Origin of the sequence: Aquimarina sp. AD10 (assembly GCF_003443715.1) — a bacterium.
In the GTDB taxonomy this organism is placed as follows: Bacteria; Bacteroidota; Bacteroidia; order Flavobacteriales; family Flavobacteriaceae; genus Aquimarina; species Aquimarina aggregata.
Genome location: NZ_CP031965.1, coordinates 263,913 through 279,276, shown reverse-complemented (window position 1 = coordinate 279,276; position 15,364 = coordinate 263,913). Strand labels below are relative to the sequence as shown.

The following is a 15,364-nucleotide window of genomic DNA, read 5'->3' as shown; positions in this document are numbered from 1 at the left end:
ATCAACAAAAATTACCGCTTATGAAAAAACTATTACTTTTTATATCCATAATTACTTGTTCTATTCCTGCTGTATGCTATACACAACAGGATAGTCAATATACGCAATACATGTATAACACCATTAGTGTTAACCCTGCCTATGCAGGTAGTAGAGGAATACTTAGCATAATGGGATTATACCGAACTCAATGGGTAGGATTAGATGGAGCTCCAAGTACACAAACTCTTACTTTAAATTCTCCTATAAACGAAAAGAATAAATTAGGTATCGGATTATCCATCATAAATGATGCAATCGGTGCTACAAACGAAACAAATTTTAATGCAAGTATTTCTTATACTATTCCTGTATCAAGAATTGGTAAGTTAAATTTTGGTGTAAATGCCGGAGGAAATTTATTAAATGTAGACCTCATAACACTAAGAAGATTTAACCCTGATGATTCATTACTTGAAAATAACATTGACAATAAATTTAGCCCTAATGTTGGGGTAGGTTTTTATTATCATACAAATCGCTTTTATTTAGGCATCAGTACTCCTAATCTATTAGAAACAAATCATTTCAACAAAGACATCTTATCAAACATTGATAATCAAGTAAGTGTTTTTGCTAAAGAACGCGTGAATTACTACTTCATAACCGGTCATGTTTTCGAAATAGTCCCCTACATAAAATTTAAGCCTGCAGTATTAGCTAAATATATAGAAGGAAGCCCAATTCAATTTGATGCATCTGCAAACTTTATGTTTAACGAGAAATTTACTATAGGAACAGCTTATCGATGGAGTAAAGCAGTTAGTGCTATTGCAGGATTTCAAATTTCAGACAGTTTAATGATAGGGTTTTCGTATGATCGAGAAATCACTGATCTAGGGCAAACACGTTTTAATAATGGATCTTATGAAGCCATACTGCGTTTTGAATTAAAAAACAACCATCATCAGTTTCTAACGCCTAGATTCTTTTAACAAATTCAATACACCAATGAACAAAGTAATATATACCCCACTTATTATTTTTATCACCTCACTTTGGGGAGGTTCAGGAATAGCACAACAAAGAATAGTAAATATCGCTAACAAAATGTTTGATCAACATAAATATGTTAGTGCACAAGAAGCTTACCTTAAAGCAGTAGAACGACAATATAAAAATGCAGAAACCTTAAAAAATCTTGGAGATAGTTACTACCTAAATGGACAACCTGAAAATGCTGCAAAATGGTACAAAGAATTTATAGAATCTTATGCGGATCAGGTCGAACCCGAGTACTTTTTTAAATATGCTCAATCTCTAAAATCTATACAGGATTATAACAGTGCCGATAACTATATGGATCAACTACTGTTATCACGACCAGAGGATCAACGGGCCAACCTATTTGATAAGAAAAGAGATTATCTTCAACGAGTCGAATATCAATCTGGGCGGTATCAAATAGATAATTTAGCTATTAATTCTAGCTTTACTGATTTTGGAGCAACCTACTATGAAGATGCAATTGTATTTAGCTCATCAAGAGATACATTGCTTTTTAACAAAAGAGTACATAAATGGACCGAGGAGTCTTTCTTAGAGTTGTATCTCACAAAATATGATCCAGAAAACAATTTATATTCAGATCCTAAACCGTTTTCAAAAGAGTTAAGTACAAGATTTCATGAATCTACTCCTGCGTTTACAAATAATGGTAGTACCATATACTTTACACGAAACCATGACATTACCAATAAAAACGAAATGATTCGATTAAAAATATATAGGTCTTACAAAAATGATAATGGTGAATGGACTATTCCCGAAGACCTGCCTTTTAATGATAATACCTATTCCACTTCTCATCCATCAATTAGTCCAGATGGGCAAACACTATATTTTTCTTCAGATATGCCCGGAGGATATGGGATGTCTGATATTTATTCTATCGCTATCAATAATGACGGGAGCTTTGGTATGCCAATTAATTTGGGTAACCAAATAAATACAGAAGGAAAAGAAACTTTTCCATTTGTAACACAAGATGAATTGTATTTTTCTTCAGATGGACATCCGGGATTAGGAGGTTTAGATATTTTCGTTACAAAAATCAACACTCCTTTTTTAGATATTATTAATGTTGGAAGACCTGTAAATAGTCCACAAGATGATTTTTCTTTTGTACTAAACACTCAAACCGAAAAAGGGTACTTTTCTTCTAATAGAAGTGACGGAAAAGGTGGTGATGATATTTATAGTGTATTACAATTAAAACCGATTAGAAGTTTTGATCTTACCACAGTTTTAGGCACAATCATAGATAATGATAATGACGAAGCCTTAAATGATGCAACCATTACTATCTATGATAATGAAAACAATGTCATACAAGAAAAAGTTTCGGTAGATAATGGTAATTATATCTTTTCTGATAATGAAAAATTAAAAGATGCATATCTAATTACGGTAAATAAAACCGGATATAAGCCTTATGAACATATTATTTATAAGGAGGAGTTTGCCGATGTTTATGAAAAACTTATTAAACTAGAAAAGAATTACGATAAAGATCTTGCTCTAGAAAAAGTAAACAAAAACTCTAATGAACTGGAAAATGTTTTCAATTTTGAATTGATAATAGACCCCATACATTTTCAAAATGACTTCACAAATATTTCAAACAAATCAAAGGATAAATTAGATGAATTAATCCTCTTAATGAAAAAATATCCAAAAGTATACACCGATATAAAATCATATACTTACGATAACAATAGTGACAATGTAATTGCTCAAAATCAAGCTGAAGCAATTAAACTGTATTTAATTGACAAAGGAATACCGGAGTACCGATTAAGCGCAAAAGGAGTATCCAAAAACACCATAAAACCAGAAGAAAGACTAAAACTAATGATGGTTGTTCCCTTACCAATTCACTTTAATTTTAATTCTGAAGAAATACGCCCCGAAGTTGAAACTGGACTAACAAAAGTTATCGAACTTATGAATACGTATCAAAGTATGAAAATGGAAGTTCACTCGCATGCAGATAGCAGATCAAGTTATTGGTATAACAAACAACTTAGTGTAAAAAGAATGAGAGCTACACTAAATTATATTACAGAAAAAGGTCGCATTAATTGGCGACGTATACGAGGTAGAGCATATGGAGAGCGTAGATTGTTCAACGATTGTGGAGATGGGGTTCCTTGTTCAGAAGAAGAGCACCAAAAAAATAGACGAAGTGAGTTCATCATTGTCAAATAATACGATCTAAAAACCAATAGAACACTAAATTAAAGAATAAGCAAAAGTAATACACTTTTACTTTCAGTATAGATCATTCACAAATTTTATACTAGTATCATAAAACAGAATATCATGTATGAAATACTAGTAGTATATAACTATTTTTTCTAACTAACCAACCCCCTAAAAAATGAAAAAAAATTACTTAAAACCTTTTATTCTATCAATACTTATAGGGCTATTGATAAATCACATAAAGGCAAGCCCCGAACACCCTATACATGAAGAAGATTCTATTGGATTTATAATTGAAAATACATTTAATCCAAAAAACACAAAGCGGTATACTAATAATGATACTATAAGTGACTTCTTTTTTAGCAAAAAGTTAAACAACCATCAGAAAACTAAACATTATGAAAACACAAAAACATCTAATCTAACTACTAATTGTTCAGAGACTATATGGTTAGAAAAATTTAATTTAAACAACGGAACAACATCTGATTCTGGATCCACAGCTTGGACTACTCAAAATACAAGTTCTGGTAATTTTCATGTAAGAGACAATAGATTTAAAGTTAATAATACAGGAAAGAATAACAAAGGAATATGGACTTCTGAATCAATTGATATTACTGGTAAAGACAATGTGAGCATTTCTGTTCATTTGCATAGTACAGGTGGTTTAGAAAACTCTGGCGAAAGTCTAGATTTTATTGATCTTTATTATAGACTAAATGGAGGTCAAAGAATTCTTTTTAGTGAAAATTCGGGATCTATAAATGGTAATAGTGCTTCTGGTAAGGTCGTTTCTATAGGTTCATTGAATGGAAATAGTCTACAAATTATAATCAAATCAAGGACTACAGCGTCTGATGAATTTTATTATTTTGATCATGTTAAAGTAACGGGAAAAGGAAACATTAATGCTTCGGCTTCAGTAGATGATATACTTACTTGCAAAAATCAATCCGTAACTATTACAGGAGCATCTTCTGCAAATAATGTAACTTATTCATGGACAGGACCCAATAATTTTTCTGCAAATACAAGGGTAATAAATGTAAATGAGCCTGGGGATTACAGATTAAAAGTGACCAATAATCAAGGTTGTAAAGGGTTTGCAACAGCAACTGTAAAACGAAATATCCGAAAACCTAATATATCAGCTTCAGTCAATGGTACTTTAAGCTGCTCGATATCTTCAGTTATATTATCAGGTAACTCTACTACCCCAAATGTGATTTACAACTGGTCAGGACCTAACGGCTTTAGTTCAACGATACAAAATCCTACGGTAAATGAAGCAGGAACCTATGTATTACAGGTAACTGATCCGGATAGTGAGTGTACCTCTTCGTATATAATTAATGTACTAAACTCTGATAGTACAGAAAATGTTCTTTGGTTAGAAAAATTCAATTTACCCAATGGCACAACCTCCGACACAGGTACAACAAGCTGGTCTTCCCAAAATCCAAGTTCTGGTAATCTTAATGTATTAGACAATCAATTTATTGTTGAAAATATGGGAAAAACCAAACAAGGTATATGGACATCTGAGGTAATTGATATTTCACGGAAAAATAATGTAAGGATATCATTGCATTTAGCAAGTGAAGGTACCATCGATAGTTTTGGTGAACTACTTGATTATGTAAATGTTTATTATAAATTAGATGGAGGTCAGAAAATCCTTTTTAGTGAAAATATTGGGCCAATAAATGAGAATGATCTTTCTGGTGCCGAGGTATCAATTGGCTTATTAAGTGGTACTAGTTTACAGATTATAATTAAATCCAGAACTACCGCTTTTAACGAATTGTACTATATTGATAATGTCAAAGTTTCAGAAATATATCCCGCTATTATAGACGCAACAGCTTCGGTAGATGGAATTTTAACTTGTGCTAATGAATCAGTGACCATTACAGGTTCCTCTTCTTCAAATAATGTAAATTATTCATGGACTGGGCCAGATGGTTTTACAGCAAACACAGAAGTAATTCAGGTAAATAAACCAGGAGAGTATACTTTGAACGTATCTAACAATACAGGATGTACGGGACATACGACCGTTACTGTTCTTCAAAATATCGTTAAACCTAATGTGTCAGCCTCTGTAAACGGAACACTAAGCTGTTCTGTATCTCAAGTTACACTTCTAGCTAATTCTACAACTCCTAATGTAACCTATAACTGGTCTGGACCTGACGGTTTTAACTCTACACTACAAAACCCAACTACAAATCAATCAGGAAGTTACACAGTGTCAGTTACTGATACAAGCAATGGTTGCTCTTCTTCTTTTGTAGTAAATGTTATAAATTCTGATACTACAGAAACAGACATTTGGTTAGAAAAATTTAATTTACCTAATGGGACAACATTAGATACTGGAATTACAAGTTGGACAACACAAAACCCAAGTTCAGGGAGATTTGAAGTACACAATAATATATTCAAAGTTGAAAATACAGGAAATGATAAAAAAGGGATTTGGACTTCTGAATCAATCAATATTTCGGATAAAAATGATGTAACTATTTCTGTGCATTTATGCAGTACAGGTGATATGGAAAGCGAAGGTCAAAATCTGGATTTTATAGATTTATATTATCGACTTGATGGTGGTCCAAAAATTCTTTTTAGTAAAAATTCTGGATCAATAAATGGCAATAGCACCTCGGGAACAGAAGTTTCAATCGGTTCCTTAAAAGGTACAAGTTTAGAGATCATAATTAAATCGCGCACAACAACTTCGGGAGAGATCTATTATTTCGATAATGTCAAAGTTACAGCAAAAAACCAAGCAGTAATTGATGCATCAGCATCTGTAGATGGTGAACTTACATGTGCTCAAAATTCTGTAAAAATTACCGGATCATCTTTAACAGATAATGTTACCTATTCCTGGACAGGTCCTAATAACTTCTCTGCAAACACAAAAGTGATAAATGTAAATGAACCTGGAGAATACATATTAAAAGTATCCAATGCTGCTGGTTGTACTGGATTTGCAACTGCAATTGTAACTCAAAATATTGACAAACCAGAACTACAAGCTGCTGTTAGCGGAACGATCACTTGTGATGTGACTGAAGTAACTTTAACTGCTACCTCCACTACTCCTGACGTTACTTTTACTTGGGAAGGATTTACTGCAGGTGAAAATCCAGTCAATGTAAGTTCGGAAGGGGAATATAGTGTAACTGCAACCAATACTGCAACAGGATGTACTAGCCAACAAACAGTAATCGTTACTGCCGATAATACCAAACCAGAACTACAAGCTACGGCTAGTGGAACAATCACTTGTGATGTGACTGAAGTAATTCTGACAGCAACTTCAACAACTTCTGATGTAACTTTCTCTTGGGAAGGATTTACGGCAGGTCAAAATCCAGTCAATGTAAGCTCTGAAGGGGAATATATTGTGACAGCAACCAATGCTGCGACAGGATGTACTTCTCAACAAACAGTAATCGTTACTGCCGATAATACCAAACCAGAACTACAAGCTGCTGCGAGTGGAACAATCACTTGTGATGTAATAGAAGTAACTCTGATAGCAACTTCAACAACTCCAAATGTTACTTTTACTTGGGAAGGATTTACGGCAAGTCAAAATCCAGTCAATGTAAGTTCGGAAGGGGAATATAGTGTGACAGCGACCAATACTGCAACAGGATGCACTAGCCAACAAACAGTAATCGTTACTGCTGATAATACCAAACCAGAACTACAAGCTGCTGCTAGCGGAACGATCACTTGTGATGTAACAGAAGTAACTCTGACAGCAACTTCAACAACTCCTGATGTTACTTTTACTTGGGAAGGATTTACTGCAGGTGAAAATCCAGTCAATGTAAGTTCGGAAGGGGAATATAGTGTAACTGCAACCAATACTGCTACAGGATGCACTAGCCAACAAACAGTAATCGTTACTGCTGATAATACCAAACCAGAACTACAAGCTACTACTAGCGGAACGATCACTTGTGATGTAACAGAAGTAACTTTAACTGCTACCTCCACTACTCCTGACGTTACTTTCTCTTGGGAAGGATTTACGGCTGGTGAAAATCCAGTCAATGTAAGTTCGGAAGGTGAATATAGTGTAACAGCAACCAATACTGCAACGGGATGTACTTCTCAACAAACAGTACTTGTTACTGCTGATAATACCAAACCAGAACTACAAGCTACGGCTAGTGGAACAATCACTTGTGATATGACTGAAGTAATTCTGACAGCAACTTCAACAACTCCTGATGTTACTTTCTCTTGGGAAGGATTTACTGCAGGTGAAAACCCAGTAAATGTAAGTTCAGAAGGGGAATATAGTGTGACAGCAACCAATGCTGCTACAGGATGCACTAGCCAACAAACAGTAATCGTTACTGCTGATAATACTAAACCAGAACTACAAGCTGCTACTAGCGGAACGATCACTTGTGATGTAACAGAAGTAACTTTAACTGCTACCTCCACTACTCCTGACGTTACTTTCTCTTGGGAAGGATTTACGGCTGGTGAAAATCCAGTGAACGTAAGTTCTGGAGGCGAATATAGTGTGACCGCAACGAACACTACTACAGGGTGTATTTCACAACAAACGGTAACTGTTAAGAATGAACGTAATAGACCAGACATTCAAACATCAGTAAATGGAGCCATTACTTGTATTAACAGGCAGGTAATACTAACTGCTACGTCCACAACGCCCAATGTAACTTTTACTTGGGATGGTTTTCCTAATGGAGAAAACCCTATCGAAGTAAATTATGGAGGACAATATGTTGTAACAGCTATTAATACTCTTACGGGTTGTAGTAATCAAAAAGTGGTATTTGTAGAAACTGAACGAACCAGACCTGATCTGGATGTTTTTGCCGATGGGGCCATTACTTGTATTAATAGACAGGTAACATTAACTGCTACATCCACAACGCCCAATGTAACTTTTACTTGGGATGGTTTTCCGGATGGAGAAAACCCTATCGAAGTAAATTATGGAGGACAATATGTTGTAACAGCTACAAATACGTTAAATGGATGTACCAAACAAAAAATAATAGAAGTAGAAACTGAACGAACCCGACCAGATTTACAAGCAACCGCAGATGGCGTTATTAGCTGTGATAAAACAGAAGTAACTCTAACGGCTTCTTCTATGACGCCTAATGTAAGCTTTACTTGGGAAGGATTTACTGCAGGTCAAAATCCAGTTGAAGTACAATTTAGCGGTCAATATGTTGTAACAGCAACAAATACCCTGAATGGATGTACTAGCCAACAAACGGTAATCGTTACTGCAGATCGTACAAAACCAGAACTACAAGCTGCTACTAGTGGAACGATCACTTGTGATGTAACAGAAGTTACTCTGACAGCAACTTCAATAACTCCTGATGTAACTTTCTCTTGGGAAGGATTTACGGCAGGTGAAAATCCAGTCAGTGTAAGCTCTGAAGGAGAATATATCGTTACAGCAACCAATACAATAACGGGATGTACTTCTCAACAAACTGTACTTGTTACTGCAGATCGTACCAAACCAGAATTGCAAGCTGCTGCTAGTGGAACGATCACTTGTGATGTAACGGAAGTAACCCTTACTGCTACTTCAATGACTCCTGATGTGACTTTCTCTTGGGAAGGATTTACGGCAGGTGAAAATCCAGTCAGTGTAAGCTCCGAAGGGGAATATATTGTAACAGCAACCAATGCTGTGACAGGATGTACTTCACAACAAACGGTACTTGTTACTGCAGATCGTACCAAACCAGAACTACAAGCTGCTGCTAGTGGAACGATCACTTGTGATGTAACGGAAGTAACCCTTACTGCAACTTCAATGACTCCTGATGTGACTTTCTCTTGGGAAGGATTTACGGCAGGTCAAAATCCAGTGAATGTAAGCTCCGAAGGGGAATATATTGTAACAGCAACCAATGCTGTGACAGGATGTACTTCACAACAAACGGTACTTGTTACTGCAGATCGTACCAAACCAGAATTGCAAGCTACGGCTAGTGGAACGATCACTTGTGATGTAACAGAAGTAACTTTAACTGCAACTTCAATGACTCCTGATGTGACTTTCTCTTGGGAAGGATTCACTGCTGGTGAAAATCCAGTGAACGTAAGCTCTGAAGGGGAATATATCGTGACAGCAACCAATGCTGCAACAGGATGTACTTCTCAACAAACGGTAATCGTTACTGCAGATCGTACAAAACCAGAACTACAAGCTGCTGCTAGCGGAACGATCACTTGTGATGTAACAGAAGTAACTCTGACTGCAACTTCAATAACTCCTGATGTGACTTTCTCTTGGGAAGGATTTACGGCGGGTGAAAACCCAGTCAGTGTAAGCTCTGAAGGGGAATATATCGTGACAGCAACCAACACAGCTACAGGATGTACTTCACAACAAACGGTACTTGTTACTGCAGATCGTACCAAACCAGAACTGCAAGCAACAGCTAGTGGAACGATCACTTGTGATGTAACAGAAGTAACTCTGACTGCGACTTCAATGACTCCTGATGTAACTTTCTCTTGGGAAGGATTTACGGCAGGTGAAAATCCAGTCAATGTAAGTTCTGAAGGAGAATATATCGTGACAGCAACCAACACAGCTACAGGATGTACTTCACAACAAACGGTAATCGTTACTGCAGATCGTACCAAACCAGAACTGCAAGCAACAGCTAGTGGAACGATCACTTGTGATGTAACAGAAGTAACTTTAACTGCAACTTCAATGACTCCTGATGTAACTTTCTCTTGGGAAGGATTTACGGCAGGTGAAAATCCAGTGAACGTAAGTTCTGAAGGAGAATATATCGTGACAGCGACAAATACTCTGAATGGATGTACTTCTCAACAAACAGTACTTGTTACTGCAGATCGTACAAAACCAGAATTACAAGCTTCGGCAAGCGGAACGATCACTTGTGATGTAACGGAAGTAACTCTGACTGCAACTTCAATGACTCCTGATGTGACTTTCTCTTGGGAAGGGTTTACGGCAGGTCAAAATCCAGTGAATGTAAGCTCTGAAGGGGAATATATCGTGACAGCAACCAACACTGCGACAGGATGTACTTCTCAACAAACAGTACTTGTTACTGCAGATCGTACGAAACCAGAACTGCAAGCAACAGCTAGTGGAACTATTACTTGCAATGTTACAGAAGTAACTTTAACTGCAACTTCAATAACTCCTGATGTTACTTTCTCTTGGGAAGGATTTACGGCTGGTGAAAATCCAGTCAATGTAAGCTCTGAAGGGGAATATATCGTGACAGCAACCAATGCCGCTACAGGATGTACTAGCCAACAAACAGTACTTGTTACTGCAGATCGTACCAAACCAGAATTACAAGCTACGGCTAGCGGAACGATCACTTGTGATGTAATAGAAGTAACTTTAACTGCAACTTCAATGACTCCTGATGTGACTTTCTCTTGGGAAGGATTTACTGCAGGTGAAAATCCAGTCAGTGTTAGCTCCGAAGGGGAATATATTGTGACAGCAACCAATGCTGCGACAGGATGTACTTCTCAACAAACAGTACTTGTTACTGCAGATCGTACAAAACCAGAATTGCAGGCAACAGCTAGTGGAACTATTACTTGTGATGTAACAGAAGTTACTTTGACAGCAACTTCAATAACTCCTGATGTGACTTTCTCTTGGGAAGGATTCACTGCTGGTGAAAACCCAGTCAATGTAAGCTCTGAAGGGGAATATATTGTAACAGCAACCAATGCTGCGACAGGATGCACTTCTCAACAAACAGTACTTGTTACTGCAGATCGTACAAAACCAGAATTGCAGGCAACAGCTAGTGGAACTATTACTTGTGATGTAACAGAAGTTACTTTGACAGCAACTTCAATAACTCCTAATGTGAGCTTTAGTTGGATCGGGTTTACTGCTGGTGAAAATCCAGTCAACGTAAGCTCTGAAGGAGAATATATCGTGACAGCAACCAATGCTGCGACAGGATGTACTTCACAACAAACAGTACTTGTTACTGCAGATCGTACAAAACCAGAACTACAAGCTTCGGCGAGCGGAACTATAACTTGTGATGTATCAGAAGTAACTTTAACAGCAACTTCAATGACTCCTGATGTAACTTTCTCTTGGGAAGGATTTACGGCAGGTGAAAATCCAGTCAACGTAAGTTCTGAAGGAGAATATATTGTAACAGCAACCAACACAGCTACAGGATGTACTTCACAACAAACAGTACTTGTTACTGCAGATCGTACAAAACCAGAACTACAAGCTTCGGCGAGCGGAACGATCACTTGTGATGTAACAGAAGTAACATTAACAGCAACTTCAATGACTCCTGATGTAACTTTCTCTTGGGAAGGATTTACGGCAGGTGAAAATCCAGTCAGTGTTAGCTCCGAAGGTGAATATATCGTGACAGCAACCAATGCTGTGACAGGATGTACTTCACAACAAACAGTACTTGTTACTGCAGATCGTACCAAACCAGAACTACAAGCTGCTGCTAGTGGAACGATCACTTGTGATGTAACGGAAGTAACCCTTACTGCTACTTCAATGACTCCTGATGTGACTTTCTCTTGGGAAGGGTTTACGGCAGGTGAAAATCCAGTCAGTGTAAGCTCTGAAGGAGAATATATCGTTACAGCAACCAATACAATAACGGGATGTACTTCTCAACAAACTGTACTTGTTACTGCAGATCGTACAAAACCGGAATTGCAAGCTGCTGCTAGTGGAACGATCACTTGTGATGTAACAGAAGTAACATTAACTGCAACTTCAATGACTCCTGATGTAACTTTCTCTTGGGAAGGATTTACGGCGGGTGAAAATCCAGTCAGTGTAAGCTCCGAAGGGGAATATATTGTAACAGCAACCAATGCTGTGACAGGATGTACTTCACAACAAACGGTACTTGTTACTGCAGATCGTACCAAACCAGAATTGCAAGCTGCTGCTAGTGGAACTATTACTTGTGATGTAACAGAAGTTACTTTGACAGCAACTTCAATAACTCCTAATGTGAGCTTTAGTTGGATCGGGTTTACTGCTGGTGAAAATCCAGTCAACGTAAGCTCTGAAGGAGAATATATCGTGACAGCAACCAATGCTGCGACAGGATGTACTTCACAACAAACAGTACTTGTTACTGCAGATCGTACAAAACCAGAACTACAAGCTTCGGCGAGCGGAACTATAACTTGTGATGTATCAGAAGTAACTTTAACAGCAACTTCAATGACTCCTGATGTAACTTTCTCTTGGGAAGGATTTACGGCAGGTGAAAATCCAGTCAACGTAAGTTCTGAAGGAGAATATATTGTAACAGCAACCAACACAGCTACAGGATGTACTTCACAACAAACAGTACTTGTTACTGCAGATCGTACAAAACCAGAACTACAAGCTTCGGCGAGCGGAACGATCACTTGTGATGTAACAGAAGTAACATTAACAGCAACTTCAATGACTCCTGATGTAACTTTCTCTTGGGAAGGATTTACGGCAGGTGAAAATCCAGTCAACGTAAGCTCTGAAGGAGAATATATCGTGACAGCGACAAATACTCTGAATGGATGTACTTCTCAACAAACAGTACTTGTTACTGCAGATCGTACAAAACCAGAATTACAAGCTTCGGCAAGCGGAACGATCACTTGTGATGTAACAGAAGTAACCCTTACTGCTACTTCAATGACTCCTGATGTGACTTTCTCTTGGGAAGGATTTACTGCAGGTGAAAATCCAGTCAACGTAAGCTCTGAAGGAGAATATATCGTGACAGCAACCAATGCTGCGACAGGATGTACTTCTCAACAAACAGTACTTGTTACTGCAGATCGTACAAAACCAGAATTGCAGGCAACAGCTAGTGGAACTATTACTTGTGATGTAACAGAAGTTACTTTGACAGCAACTTCAATAACTCCTGATGTGACTTTCTCTTGGGAAGGATTCACTGCTGGTGAAAACCCAGTCAATGTAAGCTCTGAAGGGGAATATATTGTAACAGCAACCAATGCTGCGACAGGATGTACTTCTCAACAAACAGTACTTGTTACTGCAGATCGTACAAAACCAGAATTGCAGGCAACAGCTAGTGGAACTATTACTTGTGATGTAACAGAAGTTACTTTGACAGCAACTTCAATAACTCCTAATGTGAGCTTTAGTTGGATCGGGTTTACTGCTGGTGAAAATCCAGTCAACGTAAGCTCTGAAGGAGAATATATCGTGACAGCAACCAATGCTGCGACAGGATGTACTTCACAACAAACAGTACTTGTTACTGCAGATCGTACAAAACCAGAATTGCAGGCAACAGCTAGTGGAACTATTACTTGTGATGTAACAGAAGTTACTTTGACAGCAACTTCAATAACTCCTGATGTGACTTTCTCTTGGGAAGGATTCACTGCTGGTGAAAACCCAGTCAATGCAAGCTCTGAAGGAGAATATATCGTGACAGCGACAAATACTCTGAATGGATGTACTTCTCAACAAACAGTACTTGTTACTGCAGATCGTACAAAACCAGAATTACAAGCTTCGGCAAGCGGAACGATCACTTGTGATGTAACAGAAGTAACCCTTACTGCTACTTCAATGACTCCTGATGTGACTTTCTCTTGGGAAGGATTTACTGCAGGTGAAAATCCAGTAAATGTAAGTTCGGAAGGGGAATATATTGTGACAGCAACCAATGCTGCTACAGGATGTACTTCTCAACAAACAGTACTTGTTGCTGCAGATCGTACCAAACCAGAATTACAAGCTTCGGCAAGCGGAACGATCACTTGTGATGTAACGGAAGTAACTCTGACTGCTACCTCCACTACTCCTGATGTGACTTTCTCTTGGGAAGGATTCACTGCTGGTGAAAATCCAGTCAACGTAAGCTCTGAAGGAGAATATATCGTGACAGCAACCAATGCCGCTACAGGATGTACTTCACAACAAACAGTACTTGTTACTGCAGATCGTACCAAACCAGAATTACAAGCTACGGCTAGCGGAACGATTACTTGTGATGTAACAGAAGTTACTTTAACTGCAACTTCAATGACTCCTGATGTGACTTTCTCTTGGGAAGGATTTACTGCAGGTGAAAATCCAGTCAGTGTTAGCTCTGAAGGGGAATATATCGTGACAGCAACCAATACTGCGACAGGGTGTACTTCACAACAAACAGTACTTGTTACTGCAGATCGTACCAAACCAGAATTACAAGCTACGGCTAGCGGAACGATTACTTGTGATGTAACAGAAGTTACTTTAACTGCAACTTCAATGACTCCTGATGTGACTTTCTCTTGGGAAGGATTTACTGCAGGTGAAAATCCAGTCAGTGTTAGCTCTGAAGGGGAATATATCGTGACAGCAACCAATACTGCGACAGGGTGTACTTCACAACAAACGGTACTTGTTACTGCGGATCGTACCAAACCAGAACTGCAAGCAACAGCTAGCGGAACGATCACTTGCGATGTAACAGAAGTAACTTTAACTGCAACTTCAATAACTCCTAATGTGAGCTTTAGTTGGATCGGGTTTACTGCAGGTGAAAATCCAGTCAATGTGAGTTCAGAAGGGCAATATATCGTTACAGCAACCAATACAATAACGGGATGTACCTCAAGAGAAACAGTACTGGTTGTTTCAACTTGTGAGCAAAGAAATGGTGAACCACAAAGTTTATCTAATTCTTCTATTAAATCTTCAACTCGATTAAATTCTAAAGCTTATCCAAATCCTTCAAAAGATAGGGTGACTATTGATTTTAATAGTATTCAAAGTGGAAAAGCAACCGTAAAAGTCTATTCAATGACCGGTATTTTGACACATACGATTTCGGATATAAAAGTTGAAGCAAACAAAAAGTATCAGGTTACTTTCAATGAAGATGGATTATTACCTGCTGGTGTATATCTTTATGTAATACAATTGGGTAAACATTCTATTAGAAACCGCATTATTCTGACAAAATGATGAAAGACAACTAAAATAGAATGACAACAATACAGCTTAAATGATCTAGATCATTTAAGCTGTATTTATTTAAAACTATAGGGACAACTAAAAAAACAA

At 37.7% G+C, this 15,364-nt stretch carries 3 protein-coding genes; all 3 read left to right on the top strand.

The annotated features are described in order from the left end of the window. Window positions 1–20: 20 nt before the first annotated feature. The 3 genes from D1816_RS00920 to D1816_RS00910 all read left to right on the top strand — a co-directional run bounded on the left by D1816_RS00920 (window position 21) and on the right by D1816_RS00910 (window position 15,265). The gene (locus D1816_RS00920) at window positions 21–974 is read left to right on the top strand and encodes a type IX secretion system membrane protein PorP/SprF (RefSeq protein WP_198403806.1); all 954 of its coding nucleotides are present in this window, start codon (window positions 21–23) and stop codon (window positions 972–974) included. 16 nt (window positions 975–990) lie between these two features. Then, the gene (locus tag D1816_RS00915) at window positions 991–3,249 is read left to right on the top strand and encodes an OmpA family protein (protein WP_118500838.1); all 2,259 of its coding nucleotides are present in this window, start codon (window positions 991–993) and stop codon (window positions 3,247–3,249) included. 172 nt (window positions 3,250–3,421) lie between these two features. Continuing rightward, on the top strand, window positions 3,422–15,265 hold the full coding sequence (locus D1816_RS00910) for a T9SS type A sorting domain-containing protein (RefSeq protein ID WP_118500837.1): 11,844 nt from the start codon (window positions 3,422–3,424) through the stop codon (window positions 15,263–15,265). Window positions 15,266–15,364 lie beyond the last annotated feature (99 nt).

Excerpts from the sequence above, each read along its gene's own strand:
- D1816_RS00910 (WP_118500837.1), top strand. The coding sequence starts at position 3,422 with ATGAAAAAAAATTACTTAAAACCTTTTATTCTATCAATACTTATAGGG.
- D1816_RS00920 (WP_198403806.1), top strand. The coding sequence starts at position 21 with ATGAAAAAACTATTACTTTTTATATCCATAATTACTTGTTCTATTCCT.
- D1816_RS00915 (WP_118500838.1), top strand. The coding sequence starts at position 991 with ATGAACAAAGTAATATATACCCCACTTATTATTTTTATCACCTCACTT.